At 65.1% G+C, this 21,838-nt stretch carries 18 protein-coding genes; all 18 read right to left on the reverse strand.

Features of this window, described 5'->3' with window-relative positions; genetic code table 11:
• Positions 1-28: 28 nt before the first annotated feature.
• The 18 genes from C8J98_RS10685 to C8J98_RS10770 all read right to left on the reverse strand — a co-directional run bounded on the left by C8J98_RS10685 (position 29) and on the right by C8J98_RS10770 (position 21,771).
• A complete protein-coding gene (locus tag C8J98_RS10685; protein WP_107913188.1) occupies positions 29-1,900 on the reverse strand; it encodes a cation-translocating P-type ATPase in 1,872 nt (623 codons plus the stop codon).
• Entirely contained in the window at positions 1,897-2,937 is a 1,041-nt protein-coding gene (locus C8J98_RS10690; protein WP_107913189.1) for an SPFH domain-containing protein, read from the reverse strand. The genes C8J98_RS10685 and C8J98_RS10690 overlap by 4 nt, the downstream gene beginning before the upstream one ends.
• Positions 2,934-3,878, reverse strand: coding sequence for an SPFH domain-containing protein (locus C8J98_RS10695; protein ID WP_199229883.1), 945 nt, complete (start codon positions 3,876-3,878; stop codon positions 2,934-2,936). The genes C8J98_RS10690 and C8J98_RS10695 overlap by 4 nt, the downstream gene beginning before the upstream one ends.
• Positions 3,875-5,752 carry an SPFH domain-containing protein gene (locus C8J98_RS10700; protein ID WP_107913191.1) on the reverse strand — a complete coding sequence of 626 codons (1,878 nt, stop codon included), beginning with the start codon at positions 5,750-5,752 and terminating at the stop codon, positions 3,875-3,877. Before C8J98_RS10700 ends, C8J98_RS10695 begins: the two co-directional genes overlap by 4 nt.
• A complete protein-coding gene (locus C8J98_RS10705) occupies positions 5,749-6,498 on the reverse strand; it encodes a ZIP family metal transporter (protein WP_107913192.1) in 750 nt (249 codons plus the stop codon). The genes C8J98_RS10700 and C8J98_RS10705 overlap by 4 nt, the downstream gene beginning before the upstream one ends.
• Entirely contained in the window at positions 6,495-8,423 is a 1,929-nt protein-coding gene (locus C8J98_RS10710) for a CocE/NonD family hydrolase (protein WP_233260191.1), read from the reverse strand. Before C8J98_RS10710 ends, C8J98_RS10705 begins: the two co-directional genes overlap by 4 nt.
• 40 nt (positions 8,424-8,463) lie before the next feature.
• The gene (locus tag C8J98_RS10715; RefSeq protein WP_146171622.1) at positions 8,464-9,228 is read right to left on the reverse strand and encodes a hypothetical protein; all 765 of its coding nucleotides are present in this window, start codon (positions 9,226-9,228) and stop codon (positions 8,464-8,466) included.
• A 6-nt stretch (positions 9,229-9,234) separates the two neighbouring features.
• Positions 9,235-10,518, reverse strand: coding sequence for a GTP-binding protein (locus C8J98_RS10720; protein ID WP_107913194.1), 1,284 nt, complete (start codon positions 10,516-10,518; stop codon positions 9,235-9,237).
• 24 nt (positions 10,519-10,542) lie between these two features.
• Positions 10,543-11,283 carry a DUF3299 domain-containing protein gene (locus C8J98_RS22300; RefSeq protein ID WP_233260192.1) on the reverse strand — a complete coding sequence of 247 codons (741 nt, stop codon included), beginning with the start codon at positions 11,281-11,283 and terminating at the stop codon, positions 10,543-10,545.
• The gene (locus C8J98_RS10730) at positions 11,280-12,536 is read right to left on the reverse strand and encodes an ABC transporter permease (protein ID WP_107913195.1); all 1,257 of its coding nucleotides are present in this window, start codon (positions 12,534-12,536) and stop codon (positions 11,280-11,282) included. Before C8J98_RS10730 ends, C8J98_RS22300 begins: the two co-directional genes overlap by 4 nt.
• A 2-nt stretch (positions 12,537-12,538) precedes the next feature.
• Complete coding sequence (locus C8J98_RS10735) at positions 12,539-13,174, reverse strand: ABC transporter ATP-binding protein (RefSeq protein ID WP_233260193.1); 636 nt, start codon at positions 13,172-13,174, stop codon at positions 12,539-12,541.
• Between the two features lie 77 nt (positions 13,175-13,251).
• On the reverse strand, positions 13,252-13,776 hold the full coding sequence (locus C8J98_RS10740) for a DUF2796 domain-containing protein (protein ID WP_107913197.1): 525 nt from the start codon (positions 13,774-13,776) through the stop codon (positions 13,252-13,254).
• Between the two features lie 72 nt (positions 13,777-13,848).
• Positions 13,849-15,141: a phospholipase D-like domain-containing protein gene (locus C8J98_RS10745; RefSeq protein WP_233260194.1), complete on the reverse strand. Its 1,293-nt coding sequence runs from the start codon at positions 15,139-15,141 to the stop codon at positions 13,849-13,851.
• Positions 15,142-15,184: 43 nt separating this feature from the next.
• Positions 15,185-16,699, reverse strand: a complete 1,515-nt coding sequence (locus C8J98_RS10750; protein ID WP_199229885.1) for an efflux transporter outer membrane subunit — start codon at positions 16,697-16,699, stop codon at positions 15,185-15,187.
• A 14-nt stretch (positions 16,700-16,713) separates the two neighbouring features.
• A complete protein-coding gene (locus tag C8J98_RS10755; RefSeq protein WP_107913430.1) occupies positions 16,714-17,832 on the reverse strand; it encodes an ABC transporter permease in 1,119 nt (372 codons plus the stop codon).
• 5 nt (positions 17,833-17,837) lie between these two features.
• Complete coding sequence (locus tag C8J98_RS10760; RefSeq protein WP_107913198.1) at positions 17,838-18,968, reverse strand: ABC transporter permease; 1,131 nt, start codon at positions 18,966-18,968, stop codon at positions 17,838-17,840.
• Positions 18,965-20,761 (reverse strand): ATP-binding cassette domain-containing protein, encoded by a 1,797-nt coding sequence (locus tag C8J98_RS10765; RefSeq protein ID WP_107913199.1) that lies wholly within the window; start codon positions 20,759-20,761, stop codon positions 18,965-18,967. The genes C8J98_RS10760 and C8J98_RS10765 overlap by 4 nt, the downstream gene beginning before the upstream one ends.
• Complete coding sequence (locus C8J98_RS10770) at positions 20,758-21,771, reverse strand: efflux RND transporter periplasmic adaptor subunit (protein ID WP_107913200.1); 1,014 nt, start codon at positions 21,769-21,771, stop codon at positions 20,758-20,760. The genes C8J98_RS10765 and C8J98_RS10770 overlap by 4 nt, the downstream gene beginning before the upstream one ends.
• Between the last annotated feature and the right edge of the window lie 67 nt (positions 21,772-21,838).

Below are 21,838 nucleotides of genomic sequence, written 5' to 3' on the forward strand. Positions count from 1 at the left end.
TCAGCATTCAGCACCATCGCCCCTACCCTCACCTCTCATCGAACTTCAACAGACGCCCGGCACTGGCTAACACGACGAAGGCGGCGCAGTTCTGCAGAACGGCCGCCGTCAACGCCCCGCCACTGCGACCGCCGCTGGCCAACGCGAGTGCGATGAGCACGACGGTCCAGACGGCGCTCAACGCAAGATTGAGCTGAAGCGTGCGGCGCGCGCGGCGACCGAGACGAACACAGGTGGCGACGCGGGAAAACTCGTGTCCGGTGAGTACGACATCCGCCGATGCGATGGCGATGTCGCTGCCCTGGCCGCCCATGGCTATGCCCACCGCGCCGGCCCTGAGTGCCAGTGCGTCGTTGATGCCGTCGCCAACCACGATCGGTCGTTGTCCCGCATCGACCATGCCCCTGACGAAGGCCATCTTGTCGTGCGGCAGTGCGCCCGATATCACCTCGTCGAGGCCGACGAGAGCCGCGACGCGGTGGGCTTCGACGTCGCGGTCGCCCGTGAGCAGTGCCTGCCGGTCGATGCCGAGCTCGCGCATCGCCTCCAGCGTCGCCGCCACGCCGTGACGAACTTCATCCGCCAGCAGGACCCAGCCAAGAAATCGTGCCCCTTCGGAGACGCCTGCGACGGGCCCCGCATGCGCCGGGGCCGGGTTGAACGCCACGCCATGGGTGGCGAACAACTCTTCGCGGCCGAGTAGCACCTGTCCCTGCGTCGTCACGGCAGCCATGCCGAATCCAGCCTGTTCATGCACGTCCGTAAGGGCCACGTCGTCGTCACCGGCAAGATGCGCCAGCGCACGACCGACCGGATGACTGCTGACGCGCCCGAGTGCGCGGGCGACCGCGCCAAGATGCGCGGATTCGACACCTGCTTCACACCGAACCGCAACGACGCGAAGGTGACCCGTCGTCACCGTGCCCGTCTTGTCGACCACGAGCGCATCCGCATCGGCGAGACGCTCGAGGAAGATGCTGCTCTTGAGGAGGATGCCGTGGCGCGCGGCGACACTGACCGCGGCAAGCGCCATCGACGGCGCGGCAAGCACCATGGCGGAGGGGCATGCGGCGACGAGGAGTGCGAGGACCGCGGCCGAGTTGAGCGTCGTGAACCAGACCATGGCGGCGAGCAGGATGACCAGCAACAGGTATTTGCCCGCATAACGTTCCAGCAAGCGCGTGACGGCTGGCTTGCTTCGTTCGGCTTCCTGCATAAGGGCCACCACCCTGCCCAGCGCGCTATCCTCGCCGATGCGTGTGACGCGCACGAGGAGCACGCCATTCAGGCTCACTGAACCACCCAGCACGGTTTGCCCGACCATCGCTTCCACCGGCAAGGACTCGCCCGTCAGCGAGGCGGTGTCCAGACTCGCCATGCCATCGACGACCACGCCATCGGCCGGCACTTTGTCACCAGCTCGCACTTCCACGATGTCATCCGGCCGAAGCCTCGCAACATCGATTGATTCGACCAGGCCATCGGCGCCGACGCGGCGAGCCACGGCCGTGGTGAGGTTCGACAGGGCTTCCACCGCCTCGCGTGAGCCGAGCAGGGAACGATCCTCCAGCACGCGTCCGACCATCATCACCACCGGCAGCAGGGTGGCCGTCACGAAATCCGCCGAGACCCAGCACGCAATCACCGCAAGGGCGACCAGCTGGTCGACCACACCGTGGAGGTCCGGATGCCGGAGGCTGCGAAAGGCGGCCACCATGACCGGACCACCCATCAGGACCGCCGCGATCGCGGTGAGAAGTTGTCGCTCGACGGTCATGGTGTCGGACGCCACCCCGACCAGCCACGCCAGCCCGAGCAAGCCCAGCGACCACAGGACAAGAACGATACGCAGGCGCCAGCCGCGGCGCTCGCGACTCGTGAGCAGTGCATTCCCGTTCACTGACCCACCCCCGGTACGATGACGTGACCGCTATCGCCGGCCGGGACGGTATCGACGCGCTCGGCCACGTCGAAAAGTGATTTGATCCGCTCCCGATATACCTGGTCGAGCACCGTCGAATGACTCATGGTTGTGTTCTTGCCAAGTGCGAGCACCAGGGCGGAGTTCGCCTCGGCCGCACTCACGGTTTCCTGCGCCTTCGCGCGCGCTTCGTCGAGGGTTTGCGCACGGGTCTGCTCCGCTGTCTGCCGCCGGATTTCCGCCGTGGTACGCGCCTGCGCAAGGGCACGCTCGACCTGTTGCGACACCTGGAGAACGTTGTCGAACGACGCCTTGGCGCCGGCGGGGATACTGGCGACGACATCGGTGCGCGCAACGTGGATTCCGAGGCCGTTCCGGGCGCGCCCCATGGCATCCAGACGCTGGTTGATAAGCGCAACGAGGTCGGTGCGAAAACGCTCCCGGCGCGCGGCATAGGAGGGGTCGTCAGCGCGCTCCGGGCGAGCGACGAGAATGGAATCCAGGTCCCGACTCGCACAGACCCGCACCGCGGCAGCGATCACGGCACGACGGAGCGCCGGCTCGACATGCTCGGCAGAGATCACGTACGCCGTCGGGTCCGTGATCTGATAGAACACCGTCACTCTCAGGTGCACGATGCCGCCGTCGCCAGTCAGGAAGAACCAGGTGTTTTCACGTGCCTCGTCGTTGACGATGTAGCCGGTCGACAACTCATCTCCCGGCGGCGGCAATGAACCGCCGATCTCCAGTGTCTCGGGAGAAAACTGTACCTGCCGGCCCGGCGAAGGCAGCACGGTGATGCGATCGATGGGAGCCGGCCATGTCACCAGGAGTCCAGGCCCACTTTCACGAATGACCTGCCCGAAGCGGGTGACGACCGCCTGGTTGTCCGGAGTGATGCGGGAAATCCCCGTCACCGCCCATGCCATGGCGAGCAGCCCGACGAGACCGAAGAGCAGGCGAAAGGACCACTTGAGCGCATCGCCAAGAAGGGACGTTGCTGGGATCGCGCTCATGGCCGGGCTTTCGCGGGCGCTGCGGCGCGCGGCACCGGTCCGTCGACCAGCAGGCGAAAGGGTGCCGCATCCGTGCGCAGGACCAGGCGCGTGCTGGGCGTGATCGTGGCATCGAGCGTATCGAACGATCGCAACAAGGTGTACAGCGCCGGATCGGATGTATACGCCTGCTGGTAAACCGTGGCGGACTTCACCTGCGCATCCGCCTCGATGGACGAGGCCTCGGCCTTGGCGCCGGCGATTGCGATGCGCGCGTCACGCTCCGCTTCGGAGACGACCTGGGCTGCCTCGCGCTGGCCTTCTGCCGAGCGCTGCGCGGATGCCGTGTCACGCTCCGCCTTCATCCGCTCGATGGTTGCCTGCAGCGCTTCGGTCGACAGTGTGAGACGCTCGATCCCCGCCTGCTCGACGTCCACCCCATAAACCGCTCGCGCCTGTTGGCCCACCAGGGTTTTCAGGCGTTCCTCGAAGGCCGCCAGCCGGACTTTGTCAGGGTCGGTGTTCACCAGTTGGGCGAGATCGAAACTGCTGGCCGTGATTTCAAGTGACGACGCCATGAGGCTCCTGAGCTGCGAAGCGGCGATATCCGGCTGGTTCTGCACTGCGCGCAGATAGCGCTCGATCGCATCCGCATCCTGGGGAACGCGCCAGACCACGTACGCCTGGACGAGCACGCGGAGGCCGTCACGGGTTCCCACGTCCTGCAGACCGCTGGAGGTGGTTCGAAGACGCAGGTCGATATCCGTGGTCGCCTCGATCGGCGCTGGCCATTTCAGCGCACCGCCAGCGGTAACGAGCACGCGCACCGGCTTGCCAAGGCGCGTGATGACGACGCCCTGCCCCGGGCTCACCACGACGAAGGAGGCTGCCGCCACGGCAAGGCCGACAATGGCTGTGGCGACGATCCACCGTGCGCTTTGCCGCATGTTGGAAGCGTTCAAAGTGTTCCCCCTGTGGATCCGGCGAACGGCCGCAGGTCCAGCGTGGTTTGAGTACCGTCGATGCGATGGTCGACGACGGTGAGGTGGGCCTTGCTCAGGTCATTGCGAAGGTGGGTCAGCCAGCTCTCGAAAACAAAGACATCGCGTCCGGCAGCGTGGCTTCGCGTATCGGCTTCGAACGTCGTCCTGGTCGCGGTCGCCGACGCCAGCTGCTCCGCCGCCCCGGCTTTCGCGAGGTCCACCGTGCGCAAGGCGTCCTGACTGGCCGAACCGCGCAGCGCGAAGGCGCGCGCACGGCTGTCGAAACGCATGGCATCGGCACGGATCGCCGATGCCTGGACGTTGTGGTACGCGACCGCCGCCGCGGGAGGCGGATGAATGGCTTCCACCACCACGCCGACGATCGCAATACCTGCGTGGAAGGCGCCGACCTCGGCCTGCAGGTCACGCCTGAACCGTTCGACGAAGACACTACGGTTCTCGCCCAGAAGCTGATCGAGGGTGGACGTCGCAAAGTGCGAGACGAGAAGGCGGCCCGCCGATACACGTATCAATCCTGTCGCGTCGGATGTCCCATAAACGGAGTCGAGCACCTCGTCGTGGGTGTCGGGAACGCGGAAGATCACGCGAAGGTCGACGTTGACGATCTGGAAGCCTTCCCGTCCTCCCGCGCTGCTTGCGATGAGATAACTCGCCTCGCCAGGATGACTCGCATCCCACAGTCGGTCTGCAGGCGGCTCGGGAATGGCTTCGGCGTCCATGCCGGCATCGACATCCGCACGGCCTGCACTGGCGAGCTCGGCAAGCAACCGGCCCCCGGGCCGCGCCGAGAAGACGATCGGCATCTGGTGAACGACACCCAGCTCGATGGTTCGCGTGCGTGACAGGGGCCACGGCGGGTGGATATGCAACCCCGGACCGATGAGCGCGACCGGACGGCCCATGCGTTCGACCACCGCACGCTGGTCGACACCCAGCACCGTCACGCCGGTGGCGAGCCAGGCGAACGCCGCGAGCGCCGCGGCGACGGGCAGCGATGCGCGCAACGCATACGCGAGCACCCAACTCTGCGACAGATCGATGCCATAGGCCTGCCGCAGCCAGTCACCTCCACGTGACAGGCTCGGCCATCGCAAACGTAGCAGGCTGGCCGTCCATGTCAGTGCCGCCGAGGTCCGTTCGGTGAAGGGGCGTGCCGGGGCGAACAGGAGTGCGGTCGCGCGAATCATCGCCTCAGTGGCCGCGAGCGAAACCAGCCCGAGCGGCACGAAGGCCAACCACTCCGCCCAGAGGTAACCGAGCGAAGCAAAGAGCGTCGCCGCACCAAGGATCAGGGTGGATACGAGCGGAATGCGCACCACCGTCTCAACCGGCGGTCCCGAGTCGGTCGAACGCAGCGCGAGAAAGCGCTGCAGGACGAGTAGCGGCATGCCGGCAACGAGGAGGATCGCCGCCGGATACGTGGCCGGTGCGCCCACGGCCTGGCCAACGGCCTTGAACAGGCCCGCAGCGACGATCAGACACACGCCACCGCCGCCGAAGGCGATGGAACCCGGAAGCCAGTCGCCTACCCAGTCGATGCCGTCGAAACGGCGGCGAGCCTCACGAACGGACAGCACACCTCGCCGAAGCACGGTGTTGGCGGGAAGTCGCCGGTAAACCATGGCGCGGAAAGGTCCGACCCATGCCTCTGGCCGGCCTCGTACTTGCACCGTAACGCCTTCGCTGAAGAAGCCGGTGGCAGCGAACAGTAAGGTAAGCCCCATGACGCGTACCGGCACGCTTGCCGATGCAAGACAGGCGATGGCGCCAACAAAAAGGACCGCGGCCAGCGCGTGGAGCGCCGATGCCGGCAGCGAGCGTTCGATGGTCATCCCTGCTCCATGCGCGCTGCCAGCCACATGACCAATAACCCCGCCGATGCCCCTATGACCGGAGCCGCGCGCTGATTAGGTGCCAGCCTTGCCCATATACCGGGAAGAATGTCCGCCAGCGCGACATAGAGGACCGTGCCTGATGCCGCCGCCAGCGCCAGCGCCAGGCGACCCGGTGACAACGGAACAAGGTGCATGAGCAGAGCCCCGGCTGGCACGCCCAGTGCCATCAAGACCGAGAGCGCGAACGCACGACGTGGCGGATACCCGCCCGCCACCAGCACGCTCGCACTGCTGAGTTCGCGCGGCACCTCGTGAAGGGCTATCGCCAGCATGACCGCGATACCCGCGGACTCTCCGGCGAGGAAGGCCGCGGCCACGATGATGCCGTCCACCAGGTGATGCACGAAGTCCCCGGCAAGGTTCATGCGTGCAAACGGCGTACGTTGCGTGCCATCCAACATCGGCACGAGCGGCGCGCGCCGAACCCAGCTCTCGACCACGACAAGGGCCAGCGCACCCGCGGCGAGCGCCAGCATGACATGGTCGAAGGGCTGCCCTGTCTCCAATGCCTCTGGCAGGACATGGAGCAAGGCGTCGCCGACGAGAAGACCGACGGCAAGGGACTGCAACCACACCAGCCAGGGCGACAAGGCGCCGCCCGGCAGCCAGGCGACGAGGCGCGAAACCAGTGACGTGGCGCCCAGAAAACAGGCAGCCAGCAATACTTCATGGACAGGAATCATCCCTTCACGACCGGCAACGCGATGAACGTCGCATCACCGCCACGAAACACCTGCTGCGTCGCCGGCTGGAAGTCGGCGGGCGTCGCAAAGAAGATGTTCGGTACGAACTTCTGCGGATTGCGATCGTAGAGGGGGAACCAGCTCGACTGGATCTGCACCATGACCCGATGCCCGGGCAGGAATACGTGGTTGGCATTCGGCAGGCTGAAGTCGTACGGCAGCGCGGCACCCGCGGTCAGCGCCGTGGGCTTGTCGAATCCCGTACGGTAACGGCCACGGAAGATGTCCATGGCGATACCCAGTTCGTAGCCACCCATCTCCGGCTGCTCAGGAACCTGGTCCGGATACACGTCGATCAGCTTGACTACCCAGTCGCTATCGGTGCCCGATGTGCTGGCCACCAGGTGAACCTGTGGCGGACCACTGATACGCAGCGGCTCGGTGAGCACGGCGCTGGTATAGGTCAGTACGTCCGGGCGCGTGGCGGCGGCACGCTGGTCGTCGGTCAGCCAATGCTGCCATCCCTTGCCGGCCATCGGTCCGACGGGCCGCGGACGGTACGGCACCGGATGGTTCGGGTCGGAGACGAAGCTATCGGACCCGCTCTCCGCGAGGGCGCCCAGCTGCAGCTTGCCATCTGCATCCGGGCGAATGGCGAGCGTCGAGGGAACGCCGTTCGTCTCGGGCCACGCCTTCGACGTCGTCCAGACATTCTGGCCGGTCATAAAGGCGTTGACCGGTGCGGGTACGTCCGGCGCATCCTTGAGATAGTGCGCGAGGAAGGGCCTGAGGATGTGCTGGCGGAAGTAGAGACTGGTATCACTGCCAAAGCGCACGGCACCCAGGCTGCTGCCGTCGCCGACTTCCTGGCCGTGGAACCACGGACCGACGGCGAGAAACAAGCGCTGGTCGCTGTCATGGGGCTTCATCGCGTGATAGACCGCCATCGCGCCGTAGATGTCTTCCTGGTCCCAGAGGCTGGCGACCAGCATGGTCGGTACCGAGACGGGCTCGTTGCCGAGCACCTTGTCGACGGCCTGGTCGCGCCAGAACGCATCGTAGGCGGGATGCTGCGTCAGCTTGTTCCAGAAACCGAGCTGTTCCATGCCGTAGGCCCTGGCCACCGCGCCCGCAGATACGCCTTCGAGGAAGAACTGGTAGTCGTCGGCATAGTTCGACCACCACTTGAGCGTGTTCTTCCTCGAAGCGGTCTGCTCGTAGATGTATTCGAGGCCTTGCTGACGGAAGGCGCCGTGGTGGAACCAGTCGTCGCCCATCCATCCGTCGACCATCGGATTCATCGGCACCGCAGCCTTCAATGCCGGGTGCGGATGAATGATCGCCATCAACGGCTCGAAGCCGTCGTAGGAAATGCCGAGAATGGCCACGCGGCCGTTACTCTCCGGCACGTGTTTCACCAACCAGTCGATGGTGTCGTAAGCGTCGGTGGAATCGTCGACGGGTGTCGGGTTGAGCGGGCCATGGAGCGGCCGATTCATGACGTAGTCGCCCTGGGAACCGTACTTGCCGCGGACGTCCTGAACCACACGGATGTAACCGTCCTGGATGAGGACATCGCTTGCGTCGTCGTCATGACTTACCGCCACGCCGAGGTGACCGCTCTCGACGGCGCTGGTCATTTCCGTTGCGTTGTAGGGCGTGCGTGTCAGCAGGATGCCGGCGTTCTTCGCATGCTTTGGCACAAGAATGACGGTGTGGAGCTTCGCGCCGTCCCGCATGGGAATCATGACGTCGCGCGTTTCGTAGTCGAAGGCGTCGTGCACCGGTTTGAAATGCTCGGGCGTCTCGCTCGGATACGACGCGTACACGCCCTTCGCGGGGGGTTCCGCGCTTGCCACGGGCGACAGGGCTACCGCGAGCGCGGCGGCAAGCAAGGAGCGGGAGAACGTCATGATCAGGTTCAAGGAGAGGTGTCCTGGTGTTTAACGGAGTGTGCTGACGGGCTCATTGGCACGTCGAAGGAAGGCGCATCACGACATCGCGAATCTGCTGGGCGGCGGCGTCGGCCGTACCGCTGCATAACCCGGTCACGCGCCTGCGCGCTTGCGCACGCAAAGCCGTGCACTGCCACGCTCGCGGTGCGTCGAGCGGCAGGACGGCATAGGCCACGCCGTTACACGTATCGGTGGCGCGCTCGGCCAGCGAGCGACCTGCGAATTCGGCCGACGCCGATGTCAGTGAGGGATCGAAGTAGCTATCTGGAAATGCCGCCACGTAACCCGAAAGTGTCACGCGCTGCCGAAAGGACCCGATCGACAGATCGACCGGTCCGTCGCAGGGCAAGCGGGCGGCCAGCTCGCGGATGCCCGCAAGCCATGCCGAACGGCTGCCCGTATGTGGTCCCAGTACGCTTGTCAGTCCGGCGAGCACCGGTAATCGGGCACGCGCCGCCATGACGCCGAGTTCATGGGCATGAGCCGGCGCACAGCGGCCGTAGGCTGCCGCCACCGTGAGGAAAACAACGTCATTGGCCGCCTCAGGCGTCGAGACGAGCGACGGTCCAATAAGGGACAACGCCTGGCCGGCTTCGACCTCCTTCAATGCCGCGCGGGCGTGCCCTTGCGGTGGCGCCGAAGTCGGCGCTCCGGCCACGCCGCCTGCGTGGTCGCCGTGGTTCGCGCCCCGCTTTGCGACAAGCACGGAAAGATACGCAGTAAATACGCCCGCGACGATAAGGAGGAAGCGCGGACGGGTCAGTAGAGCTCGCACTGGCGCTCAATGCTCCGTCAGCGTCCACGAGGGAAACGGATCGAACATCCGAAGCCACGCTTCCGGTCCACGCGCGAACTCATCGTCCTGCAACAGGCAAGCGTCGAGCGCCTGCCGGATATCGGCCTCCGGCATGTCTACGCCGATGAGCACCAACTCCTGACGTCGGTCACCGAACCTCGGATGCCAGATATCGATCAGCGCGCGACGTTCGGCCTCGTGCGGCAGCTCGTTCTCGTCCGGCGCGGACACACCGAGGTCTTTCAGGCCAAACGGTTCCCTTAGTCCCGCATCCACACGCATGCGGCTAGCCCACCAATGCCCACCCGCCAACGACTCCGTCGACCCCCCGGCGACGGCAAGGCTTCCCACCCAGTCCATGCGACTGGCTAGCCAGAAATAGCCCTTGGCACGCAAAACACCGGGGATCCCCGCGTTGAGCATGTCCATGAACCGCGCGGGATGGAACGGCCGGGCGTTCCGATAGACGAAGCTCGTGATGCCGTACGCCTCGGTCTCGGGCGTGTGCTCGCCCATCAGTTCTTTCACCCAGCCCGGCGCCTTCTGGGCACGTTCGTAATCGAAGCTTCCCGTATTGAGAATGTCCAGAAGGTCGACCTCGCCGTGGGCCGCGTCGACCAGCCGTGCGTCGCGGTTGAGCGCGCGGAGCACACGCCGCACCTCCTGCCTTGCGCTCTCGTCGAGCTGGTCACACTTGTTGACGACGATGACATCCGCGAACTCGACCTGCTCGGTCAGCAAGGTCACCAGCGAACGCTCGTCATCTTCGCCAGCGGCCTCGCCGCGTTGCTCGAGGCTATCGCTCGAACAGAAGTCTCTTACGAAACTCCTGCCATCGACCACGGTAACCATGGTGTCCAGCCGGGCGACATCGGACAGGGAAAAGCCGGCTTCGTCGCGTACGTGGAACGTCGCAGCCACGGGCAACGGTTCGGATATGCCGGTCGATTCGATAAGCAGGTAGTCGAACCGGCCCTCGGCGGCGAGACGCTTTACCTCTTGCATGAGATCGTCGCGAAGCGTGCAGCAAATGCAGCCGTTGGAGAATTCGACCAGCTTCTCGTCCGTGCGACTGAGCTCAGCCCCACCGTTCCGTACCAGGCCGGCGTCGATATTGACCTCGCTCATGTCGTTAACGATGACGGCGACACGCAAGCCCTGGCGGTTACGAAGAACGTGGTTGAGCAGCGTGGTCTTTCCGGCGCCAAGGAAGCCGGAAAGAACGGTGACCGGCAACGTGGGAGCGCTGGCGGATACGAGGTTTTTCATGGGATATCCTGCGAGTCTTCGGTGTTACTCGAATGCACGACGAAGTCTGTCGTCGTCGCTGCTGCTGTAGGTCTCGAGCGTGCCGTTATCCACGGCGTAGGCCGAGGCGGCGAGCGCGTTCTCGGTCACCTGCGTGTGAAGCACGCCCTTGAGTGTCAGGGGGTCATAGAGGCTCGGCGTGGGTATGCCGTGGGATAGCCGCACGTGCACCAGCATGTTCGGTGGCGGCGGGGGCACGTGGATGCACGCGCCATAGAACGGCACGAAGAAGAACTCGACCATGTTGCCGTCACCATCGGACTCCAGCGGCACGACGTAACCCGATAGCCGCACCTTGGCGCCATTGAGCGCCTCGACGGTGTGCAGCGTGCCTATCTGCTTCATGCGCTGGTTGCCGACGTGCAGCACCGGCGGTGCATTCTCGAGGGCCTTGAAGTCCTCCGGGGGCACCATCTTCGTCCAGTCCAGATCCGCGAAGCCGTTCTCGTCCGGAGGCCCGAGCACATCCGAACCTGGCTTGGGCGCTGCCTTCGCCACGCCGTGCGCCGCGGCGTAGGCATTGGCGGCGGCAATTCCGGCGGCGCCCGGCGCAGCACGCCGCGCGCGCCCGGTATCGGCTTCCGCCTGCGCCTGGGCAAGCGCGCTCGTGGCAGGGGAAGCCGGGCCGTCTGCAACGCTGTCTCCGGAGGGCCCGGAACACCCCGCGAAAAGAGCAGCCAGCGCGGCGGCCGCACCTACCCGAGCAAGCAACGTAACGCGCTTCACTGGCGCACCTGCAGGCCATCGATCAACGAACGTCGGTAGGCAATCGCGCCGGGAATGGCACCCGCGAAGGCCCCCAGAACGATGACGGCGGCCAGCAGCCACCACTCGGTGGCGGACGGTGCGAGCTCCAGCACCAGGCCGGCGTTGGCCAGCAGATAATCGTGTCCGATGGCGACGACAGCGAAAAGAAACAGGCACCCGAGCAGTGCACCGAACATCGTCAGCAACGTGCTTTCGATGACCAGAAGCGCAAAGACAGTTCGGGCGGATGCGCCGACTGCCCTGAGAATGGCCATCTCACGGCGACGCTCGTTCAACATGGCCAGGAGCGCGGTCAACATGCCTGACATGCCAACCAGAACGACCATCGCGCTCACGGCCCGAAGCGCATTCTCGGCGGTGCCAATGAGGTGCCAGAGTTCGCCGAGAGCGACGCCGGGGAGTACCGCGAGCAAGGCTTCTTCCGGGTACTCGTTGATCGCCCGTTGCACGGCAAACGACGACAGGCGTGACTTCAGGCCGACCAGGCAAGCGGTAATAGCCTTCGGCGTCAGATCCATATGGCGCGTGCTCTCCGCGCTTACTTCCAACCCCGGCAGGCGCATGCCGCCGCGCCAGTCGACATGGATGGCCTCGATGGCCTCGAGGCTCACCGCGATCGTCGCGTCCACCGGCGTGCCGGTTGGCGCGAGGATACCCTTGATGCGGAAAGGCTTATCCGCGTGCAGCGACGTGGCCGGCCCACCGAGTCCATGCGCGAGCACGATGGTGTCGCCTACGTTGTAATGGAGCTGGCGAGCGACCTCCGCGCCGATGACGGCGTCGTAGAGGTCCGCGAAGGGGGCGCCACTGGTGAAAGACAAGGCCTGCTTCGCTCCGTAGTGGTAATGGACAAAGAAATCCGTCGTGGTGCCGACGACGCGAAAGCCGCGATGCGAATCACCCAGGGACAGCGGTACGGTCCAGGAGACCTCCGGCATGGCCCGGATGTCTTCGTAGGTTTTCCAGGTGATGTTGTTGGTCGCCTCTCCCACGTGGAAGATCGCGTACAGCAGCAGGTTCACCGGCCCCGAGCGGGCACCGACGACAAGGTCGGTGCCCGACACGGTGCTGGAAAAGCCGCGTCGTGCGTCGACACGGACGCGTTCCACGCCAAGGAGAAGAAAGACGCTGAGTGCGATGGTGACGACCGTCAGGAGCACGCCCGTACGACGTTGGCGAAGACTCTTCAGTGCAAGCGAGATGAGGTTCACGGTCAGGCCACCATCTGCGAACGCGGACGGTCGCCGAGACTCACGGCGCGATCGAAGTGACGGGCGAGATTCATGTCGTGGCTCACGAAAACAACGCCGGTGCCGTGCCGTGTGCATTCGGCGAGCAGGAGGCGAAGGAAGGCGTCGCGGTTGTCCGCATCGAGCGCCGACGTGGGCTCGTCGGCGATGAGAAGCTGCGGACCGCCGATAAGGGCACGGGCGACCGCCACGCGTTGTTGTTGACCGACACTGAGGTTGCCCGTGCGTGCGCGCTCGACGAGCTGCGCCACCAGCCCCAGCGACTCGAGAAGTCGGACCGCTTCGGTGCGTTGCGCGTGATGCGTGGCACCCGCGCGTGTCGCGCGAGCACGGGACCACGCGCAACCGAGCAACACATTCTCGACCGGGCTGAGGAAGGGCAACAGGTTGAACTGTTGAAAGACGTATCCGAGGTGCTCGGCGCGAAAATGGTCCCGCTGCGACGCGGATAACGTGGAATACGGAACGCCAAGCACGGTGACTTCCCCGTTGGACGCCCGCAGCACTCCCGAGAGCAATCCCAGCAGCGTGCTCTTGCCGCTGCCACTGGGTCCGCACAGAAACATGCGCTCGCCCGGCGCAACCGCGAAGTCATCCATCGTCAATATCGCGTCCGACCCGGGCCACGTGAACCGCAGCCCGCGGCACGACACCAGCGGAGCGTCGCCATAGGGAATCATGGGGACAACGTCACATGCGTCATGGGGCGGTCCAGCACCTGCTGCGTCGCGCCGTTGGCGGTCACGATGTCGACGACCACGCGCTGCAACGCAGGGAACGCCGCGAACAGGCCGACTTCAATGGCATCGAGCTGTGCGGGAGCCGCACACGTGAACTGATAGGTCACGTCGAAATCACCGTGGCCGCCCGGCTTTGCGTTGGCGTCGAACCCGTCGGCGACGACCTTCGCGGGAGGCGCCGTGCAGTTGGCCCCGCCGGCAGGTACGAGCCATTTACCTACCCGAAGCGTCTCCCTGGCCTTGGCGAGTGCTTGCGCCTGTTCAGTGGTGGCCGGTGGATGCTCGAACCCCACGGCGTCGTGGCCAGGAATGCTCAAGGCGACCACCAGCGTCGGGCCTTCCGACGACACCTGGAGCGTTGCCTGTCCGTGGACATGAGGACCCAGGTGACGCTCTTCGGCGGGTAAGCGCCCTGCCGCCAGGGCCAGGACCAGCAGAAACGGGACTGTTCGTAAGTTCATGTGCGCACCGGCCTGTGTATGTTATAACATAACGTACACGAGAACCTCGGCGGCGCGCTAGTCTTTTCATCGTCAGTGCGTTGTCGCCTCGACGTAGGTTTTGCCCGCCTCCACCGTCGTAACGTACGGGCCCGACCAGTCACGCTCGAAGATGCGCGTGAGTGTCGCCGCGGGACCCGCCCCACGAACGAAGACCGATGCATCTACCGACGTATGGAAATAGCTGGACTCCCAGTTTCCCGTACCGATGTAGACACCGCGATCGTCGACCACCGCGTACTTCGCGTGTTCGACACGCGCATAGGGAATGAAGCCCGTCGGTGACGGCGGAACGCGACTGAACTTGACCGTGATGTTCGGCATCAGGCTGAGGCTCTTCAGATAGCCCTGCATGGGTTCATGAAGTGCCCAATCAGCCACGATGATCCGGACATCGACCCCGCGCGCCGCGGCATCGCGCAGCGCCGCATCGACCGGAGTCCACCAGCCCTTCTCACCATAGCCACGCAGCGCCGAGAGCGTCATCACCTGCACGCGAACGATGTGCTGCGAACTATTGATGAGATCGACCAGGGCAGGCTCCTCGGCCGTTACCCAGTCGGGCATGAGCGGGGCGGGACTGAACGCCGGATAGGAAACCACGTTGCCTTCGCCCGGCACGCCCAGGATCTCAGGGTCGGTCACCGTGACCGGGGCGAACGTGAGCGCCGCCGCGGCATGTTTTCCCGGTGTCGGCGACGCTGGACTTCCGGCCAGTTGCCAGTCGAAGTCGAACGTCGCGCCGAACGTCTGCGCAAAGCGCCGATTGCGTATGCGAGCCCCTATTTCATGGATCTCGTTCAAGGCGCGCCAGTCCCAGTTCTGGCTGCCGACAAAGACATCCGCGTGGTCGACCACCATGTACTTGGCGTGTAACACACCGCCGGTCAGCGTCTTGACCGGCAGCACGCGAATCTCGAAGCCAGGCAAGGCACGGAAGCGGTCGATGCTTTCATGGTTGTCCGCAAGGAACGTCTGGTCGACCAGGATGCGCAGCTTGATGCCTGAGCGAGCACGTTCGACCAGCGCATCGAGGACCGGCGCCAATGGGCCACCGGGTTTGTCGGCAATGTAGAAAGCGGCGATATCGATGCTGGTCTTCGCGCTGCGAATCATCTCCAGCCAGACGGTCTGCGTGCGTCGAACACCCGGCTCACCGTAGATGGACGCGTCGGGCACGCTTTCGACCAACTCGAAATCCGGCGGCGGAGGCATCTTTTCCCGGGCTGCCAGCGCGCTGGCAGACAGTCCCATGACAAGCAGCGAAGCGATGGCGACCCAGCGCCGTAGAGCGGGAGTAACGACGGGGTGCGGGAGGGGTGACATGGGCGTCCGGTTCGGTTGAATGTTATAAAATAACACTCCTTTTTTACCGTATGACTGCGGCGGCCGGCACGTCCCCGCCGCCGATGGCCTTGTAGATCGCTACCAGCCTGATGGCGAGCTGCGCATCGCTATCGGCGCGGTCACGCTGGGCGGCGAGCAGTGTCCGCTCGGCATCGAGCGCCTCTATGAAGGTGGTTCGTCCGTTCCGGTAGCGAACGTCGGCGAGCGAATAAGCGTCGCGAGACAGACGCTCGCGCTCGGCGAGCTGCGCATTGCGCTGGCGTTCCGCCGAGTAAGCGTTCAGTGCCGTGTCGATATCCGACCAGGCCTGCAACACGCTCTTCTGCCAGGTCACGGCTGCCTCCTGCTGCTGCAACTTGCGCAGTGTCACCACACTGCGGCGGCGGCCCATGTCGAAGATGGGCAGGTCCAGGCTTGGTCCGATCGACCAGTGTCGGCTACCCCAGTCACCGAAGTCCCCCGACTGCAACGATTCAAAGGCAAAGCTGCCGCCCAGCGTGATGCGCGGGTAGAGGTCGGCTACCGCCACACCGGTATTCGCTGTGGCTTCGTGCAGCTGCGCTTCGGCCTGGCGGATGTCCGGTCGGCGGCGCACGACATCCGACGGGATGCCCAGCGCCAGGCTCGGGAGAACCGGCTTTGTATCGGCATCCGCGAGCGGCGCCAGCCTTGCCTGCAGGCTGCCCGGCGTCTGGCCGATCAGTACCGAAAGTTGATCAAGTGCATTCGCCTCCTCCGCGAGCAGCGCAGGCAGTCGCGCCCGAAGGTCGGCGAGCAGCGCCTGCTGCTGCGTGGTGTCGAGGTCGCTGGCCATGCCCCCGTCCGCCCTCGCCTTCATGAGCGTGAAATGGTCCTGGGCCGCGTCGAGGTCGGCACGCGTCAACGCGATCTGCCGCTGCGTGCCACGCAATGCGAAGTACACACGCGCCACGTCGGCGGCAACATCCAGCCGCGCGCCATCGAACAGTGCACCCGATGACGATACCTGGGCATCGGCCGCTTCCACTGACCGTCGCACGCGACCCCAGAAGTCCGGTTCCCACGAGGCGTCGAAGCCACCCTGATAGACGGTGTACGGCTGGCTCAGCAACTTCACCAGGGTGTCGCGTTGATCGGCAGGTGCGAGTACATCGATCGTGCGGCTGGTCGCACCATTCTCACTGGGGCGCTGACGTTGGGCGCTAGCCGCCATGTCGACCTGCGGACCGCGCTGCGCCGCCGCCGTCTGGCGTTGCGCGCGACTCTCGGCGAAGCGCAACGCGGCTGTCTGTAGGTCGGGGTTAGCCGTGGCGGCATCCGCTTCCAGTCCGTCGAGCACGGGATCACCGAAAGGCTTCCACCACTCGGCCGAAGCGATCGCGGCGCCCGTCGGCGGGACGGCATCGTGCAGCGAGGCATCGCCGGCACGCAGCGACGACCAGTCGGCCGGCACCTGCGCCTGGGGCTTCTTGAAGTCCGGCCCGACGGCGCAACCGCTCAACACGGTGATGGTCGCCATCGTCAGCAAGGACAGGGAAAGAGAAGACAGGGTGCGCATGGGGAGTACCGAAGTCAGACGAGACGATGACGGAAGAGCCACGCCGAGAACGGCAGGGTCACGGCGGCGATGATGAGCAGCGGCACGATGTCGCCGATGACGGTTCCCAGGCCGACGCCTTCCAGGTACACCCGCTGGACGAGGTGGATGGCGTAGCGTGCCGGGTTGATGGTGGTGAGCCACTGCATGGCGATGGGCATGTTCGCGACCGGCGTCGTCATGCCCGACAGCAGCACCAGCGGCATCATCAGCACGAAGGTGTAGAGCATGGCCTGCTGCATGTTCACGGCCAGTGCGGAAATCGCCAGACCGATACCGACGCACGCCACGGTAAAAACCAGCAGCCCGATGTACAGCGTAACCAGCGAACCGGCCAGGGGAATGTGGAACCACAGCGTCGCGATCAGAAGGACCAGCGTGGACTGGACCAGGCCGACGAAAATCGACGGCACGGATTTGCCGATCATGATTTCCGCTGGCGTGCATGGGGTCACGAGCAACTGGTCGAAGGTGCCCTGCTCCCGCTCGCGCGCCACGGAGAGCGCGGTGAGCATGAGCGTCTGCAACATGCTCAGTACCGCGATCATGGACGACATCATGAACCAGCGTGTCTCGAGGTTCGGGTTGTACCAGGCGCGCACGTCCACCGTGAGCGGTGAGGTGCCGCCGCCGTGGCTCTGCCGCCAGTCCGCATTGAAGCGAGACACGATAGCGCCCAGATAGCCGGAAGCCGTGCCCGCTGTCGTCGAGTTTCGGGCGTCGAGGATAAGCTGCACGGGTGTGGTTTCACCCGCGCTGAGCCTTTGCTCGAAACGAGGCGCGATGTGAAGCACGAAAAGGACTTTGCCGGCGTCGACGATGGGGGCGATGTCATTCTCGTTGTGCAGCGTCGCGACGCGACGGAAGACGCCGGATCCTTCGACATTCGCGATCAGTTGCACGGCCGCCGGGCCGTGGTCCTGGTCGAGCAGCGCGTAAGGCGCCTCGCGCAGATCCAGCGTGGCCGCGTAACCGAACATGAGCGACTGCAGCAAGGCCGGCACGAACAACAGCACGCGGCTGGCCGGATCCTTCAGGATGACCAGCAGCTCCTTGCGGCAGAGATTGGCCACGCGGCGGAGGAAAGCGAGCATGGCATTCATCCGATCAGCTTCCGTGTCTTCATGCGTGCGGCCGCGAGCACCACCACGGCGTAACCGATGAGGATGACGCAATTCTTCAGGATCACCGGCCACAGGTTGCCGGCGAGGAACAGGCTCTTCAGCACTTCCATGTAGTGGGTGGCGGGAAGAATCCGACCCACCGCCTCCACGGCCAGCGGCATGTTACGCAGGTCGTAGATGAAGCCCGAGAGCATGAGGGCCGGCATGAAGCTGGTGACCAGGGCAAGCTGACTCGCGGTGAACTGATTCTTCGTCACCGCCGAGATCAACAGGCCGATGCCGAGCGCCACGAACAGGTAGAAGACCGACACCAGCAGGATCAGCCACAGCGAACCGTAGATCGGCACGTCGAAAAGGAAACGCGCCGCCAACAGGCACATCAGCAACCCGATCATGCCGACACCGAAATACGGGATGATCTTGGCAAGCAGGATCTCGAGCGGCCTCACCGGCGTCACGAACAGAGCCTCCAGCGTGCCGCGTTCCCATTCGCGTGCCATCACCAGCGCGGTGAGGAAGGCGCCGACCAGGGTGGTGATGAGCACGATGAGGCCCGGCACGAGGAACCAGGTACTCGTGTTGGCTTCGTTGAACCACAGGCGCTGCTCGAGGTACACGCTCCCCACCGACGCTCCCGGCGAGGCGCCGGAGCGGTCACCCTGAAGCACGGTTGATTGCGCCAACGCACTCTGCACATAGCCTTCAATCGTGCGTGCCGTATTGGCGTCGGCGCCGTGCAGGATCAGCTGCGCGTGGGCATCGCCCAGACCCAGGCGTCGGGAAAAGTCGGACGGTAAGCGCAGGATGGCGTCGACCTTCCGGTCCAGCATGAGAGCCTCGGCGTCATGCATGCTGTTGACCACCCTCGGCGCCAGATAGGGCGACAGCCGCAGGCCGGCGATCATGTCGTTGGCGGTCACGGAATGGTCTTCCATGACAACGGCGACCGGTGCGTTCTTCACGTCGAAGGAGAGTCCATAGCCGAAGATCAGGATCAGGACGGCCGGAAGCGCAATGCCCATCATGAGGTTGCTGCGATCGCGCAGCAGCTGTTTCACTTCCTTACGGGTCAGCGCCAGGAGACGCTGCCAGAAGCCGCCGTTCATGCCGCCTCCCGCGCACCGCCGCGTGACGCCTTGCGGTTCTGTTCGACGATGCCGATAAAGGCCTGCTCCATGTCGAAGGTGCGCGCGTCGGTTTCACCGGCCTGACGACGGATCTCCGCCGGCGTGCCGAGAGCGAGCACTTTGCCGGCATCCTGGATCACCACGCGATCGCAATATTCGGCTTCTTCCATGAAATGCGTGGTGATGACGACCGTCGTCCCGGCCTCGGCCAGGGCGGTGATGCGTCGCCAGAACTCGCGTCGCGCCAGCGGATCCGCGCCGCTGGTGGGTTCATCGAGAAAGAGGATGTCCGGCGCATGCAGCAGGCCCGTGGCCATGGCCAGGCGTTGCTTGAACCCGCCGGGCAGCAAACCCGCCTGGGCATGCCCTGCATCGTCCAGTTCGAACTGCGACTTCACCGCGGCCATGCGTTCACGCAGGCGCGTGCCGGACAGGCCATAGGCTCCGCCGAAGAACGTCAGGTTCTCGTCGACCGTGAGGTTGCCGTAGAGCGCGAACTTCTGTGAGACATAACCGATCTGCTGGCGGGCATGGGCGCGTGCCTTGCGCAGGTCGTGGCCGGCGACGCGCAACGTGCCGCTGCTGGCGGGAAGCAGGCCGCACAGCATGCGAAACGTGGTGGTCTTTCCCGCACCGTTCGGGCCGAGCAGGCCAAAGATCTCGCCGCGGCTGACGGAGAAACTCGTGCGATCCACCGCGGTGAAATCGCCGAAGGTGCGGACCAGATCCTTTACCTCGATGACGGACTGATCGGTCTTCGCCGAGGCAGGCTTCGATGTCGATGTCGACGTTGCAACGGCCGCCGCTGATGAAAGGTCGCGCTGTACTTTGGACCGCAACGCCAGCATGAATCCGTCTTCGAGCGTCGGCGGCATCGGCTCAGCCCGCGATGCCCCCAGAACGCGCGCCAGGTCGGGATCGCCCTGCTCCACCGTCGCCCGGGTCCGGACGAAGTGCACCTTGCCGCCACGCGGCACCGCATCGACGGTATCGTCGTCGTCGAGCAGGCGTGCCTGCAGGTGGCGCGGTGCTTCGTCGGCGGGTGGCGTCACCGCAAAACAGAGGTCTTCGGCGGTATCCCGTATCGACTCAGGGGTTCCCTGCGCCAGCACCTTGCCGTCATGCAAGATGGCCACGTGCGCGCAGCGCGCCGCCTCATCCATGTACGACGTACTGACGAGCACGCTGAGGTTTTCTTCTCCCACCAGCTGTTCGAGGATCTCCCACAGCTCACGGCGCGACAGCGGATCGACGCCCACCGTAGGTTCGTCGAGGAGCAGAAGTTCAGGCGACCGCACCAGGGTGCAGGCCAGGCCGAGCTTCTGTTTCATGCCGCCGGAGAGCTTTCCCGCGGGGCGGCTCGTAAAACGCCCCAGGTCGGTCATCTCCATCAGGCGCTGGTAGCGCTTGCCGCGTACGTCCTGCGGTACCCCGTGGAGGTCGGCATAGAGGTCCAGATTCTCCTGCACGCTCAGGTCGTCATACAGCCCGAAGCGTTGCGGCATGTAGCTGATCCGGTTCTGGATCGCCTGCGGGTCGGTAGCCGCGTCGATGCCAAGCACGGTCATCGTTCCCGTGTCGGCAACCATCAAGCCGGCGGCCAGTCGCAACAAGGTGGTCTTGCCTGCACCATCGGGGCCGACCAGCGCGGTGAGCGCCGCGCTCTTCACTTCGATGGAAACATCGTCAAGGGCGACGACGGTGCGGCCCGCCTTCTTGATGACGAAGCGTTTGCCGACCCCCTGCGCAACGAGTGCCACCGGCGTGTTCATGGCTGCGCCGCGACCGTACCCGGCAGCTCCACGGTGGCCGGCATGCCCATGCGCAGGCGGTCATCCGGATCCTCGACATTGATGCGCACTTCGTAGACCAGGCTGGTCCGCAGCTCGTTGGTCTCCACGTTCTTCGGCGTGAACTCGGCCACCGACGAGATGTAGCCGATGCGACCGTCGACCGGATGCCCGGGTGCGCTATCGGTCGTCACGCGAGCTGACTGCCCCGGCTTGATCAAACTGAGGTTGGTTTCGGACACATAGGCACGCACCCACTTCGGATGGACCAGGGCCAGGGCATAGGCCGGCCGCTGCGGCGATGCCATGTCGCCCGGCTCGAGCAAGCGGCTGCGCACCACGGCGTCGGAAGGCGCCTTGAGCACCGCGTCGTCGAGCTGCTGCTTCGTTACCGCGCTGTCGGCCATGGCGGCATCGCGCTGGGCGCGCGCTTCGTCGATGTCTTCCTTGCGCGGGCCGGCCACGGAGAGATCCTGGGCCTTGCGCTGGGCATCCAGCTTCGCATCGGCCGAGCCGGCGGCTGCGACGGCATCGTCGAGCTCTTCACGACTCACGGCGCGACCGGCCGTGCCCTGGCTGATCGCCCGAAGGCGGTCGAGCGTCTGGTGCGCCTTGCGTGCGTCGGCGACAGCGGCACGTACATTGGCGTCGGCCTGGGCGATCTCCTGCGGCCGATTGCCCGCCTCCATCCGGCGAAGCACTTCGTCCTGCACAGCAAGCTGGGCCTGCGATCTGGCCAGTCGCAATGTCAGCGTGGTCGTGTCCAGGGTGGCGAGCACCTGCCCGGCGGTGACCCGGTCCCCTTCGTTCACCCGCATCTGCAGGATCCGCTCGTTGGCGTTGAAGGCCAGCGAGACCTGACGGATGTCCACGTTGCCATGCAGAACGATGGCCTCGGGTGCCTTGGGACGCATGAGCCACCAGATCGCAGCGCCTACGGCGACAACGAGGACGACAGCGGCGACAACGATGCCTGGCTTGGGTTTGGGCATGGGATGGGCGCTCGACCTGGGGAATGCCGGCAGTCTAGGCCGACTTTTTCAATAAATCAAATGCAAA

This window comes from Luteibacter sp. OK325 (assembly GCF_003050935.1).
GTDB lineage: Bacteria > Pseudomonadota > Gammaproteobacteria > Xanthomonadales > Rhodanobacteraceae > Luteibacter.

Bases quoted from the DNA above. Each gene is read 5' to 3' on its own strand.
- C8J98_RS10740 (WP_107913197.1), bottom strand. From the start codon at position 13,776: ATGAACTTACGAACAGTCCCGTTTCTGCTGGTCCTGGCCCTGGCGGCA.
- C8J98_RS10735 (WP_233260193.1), bottom strand. From the start codon at position 13,174: ATGGATGACTTCGCGGTTGCGCCGGGCGAGCGCATGTTTCTGTGCGGA.
- C8J98_RS10750 (WP_199229885.1), bottom strand. From the start codon at position 16,699: ATGCGCACCCTGTCTTCTCTTTCCCTGTCCTTGCTGACGATGGCGACC.
- C8J98_RS10700 (WP_107913191.1), bottom strand. From the start codon at position 5,752: ATGACCATCGAACGCTCGCTGCCGGCATCGGCGCTCCACGCGCTGGCC.
- C8J98_RS10755 (WP_107913430.1), bottom strand. From the start codon at position 17,832: ATGCTCGCTTTCCTCCGCCGCGTGGCCAATCTCTGCCGCAAGGAGCTG.
- C8J98_RS10760 (WP_107913198.1), bottom strand. From the start codon at position 18,968: ATGAACGGCGGCTTCTGGCAGCGTCTCCTGGCGCTGACCCGTAAGGAA.
- C8J98_RS10705 (WP_107913192.1), bottom strand. From the start codon at position 6,498: ATGATTCCTGTCCATGAAGTATTGCTGGCTGCCTGTTTTCTGGGCGCC.
- C8J98_RS10690 (WP_107913189.1), bottom strand. From the start codon at position 2,937: ATGAGCGCGATCCCAGCAACGTCCCTTCTTGGCGATGCGCTCAAGTGG.
- C8J98_RS10765 (WP_107913199.1), bottom strand. From the start codon at position 20,761: ATGAACACGCCGGTGGCACTCGTTGCGCAGGGGGTCGGCAAACGCTTC.
- C8J98_RS10770 (WP_107913200.1), bottom strand. From the start codon at position 21,771: ATGCCCAAACCCAAGCCAGGCATCGTTGTCGCCGCTGTCGTCCTCGTT.
- C8J98_RS10745 (WP_233260194.1), bottom strand. From the start codon at position 15,141: ATGTCACCCCTCCCGCACCCCGTCGTTACTCCCGCTCTACGGCGCTGG.
- C8J98_RS10720 (WP_107913194.1), bottom strand. From the start codon at position 10,518: ATGAAAAACCTCGTATCCGCCAGCGCTCCCACGTTGCCGGTCACCGTT.